We start from the raw sequence: 257 nt of genomic DNA on the forward strand, positions 1-257 counted from the left end.
CTGATCTGATGCACGCAGAAACGGATTATATCCAAAAAACAGCACAGCAATCCGGTCACTTTATCAAGGGGGCGATGGTTTCCTGCCGCCCTGAGGATGATGATTTTCCGGATTATCTGCAACAGCAGCAAAAGAACGGGTTTGTAAAAGGATTCCGCCGCGTTCTGCATGTTATGCCCGATGACCTGTCGGAAAATCCCCTCTTCAGAGAGAACATCAAGCGAATCCAGGGCACAGGACTGACATTTGACCTCTGT

Annotated in this window: 1 protein-coding gene; it reads left to right on the forward strand. The window is 49.0% G+C overall.

Annotation, left to right across the window (positions count from 1 at the left end; genetic code table 11):
• The coding region (locus HBA93_RS22105) for an amidohydrolase family protein (protein WP_353619429.1) at positions 1-257 on the forward strand (257 nt) is incomplete at both ends.

The sequence above is a fragment of the Ochrobactrum sp. SFR4 genome (assembly GCF_019730395.1).
In the GTDB taxonomy this organism is placed as follows: domain Bacteria; phylum Pseudomonadota; class Alphaproteobacteria; order Rhizobiales; family Rhizobiaceae; genus Pseudochrobactrum.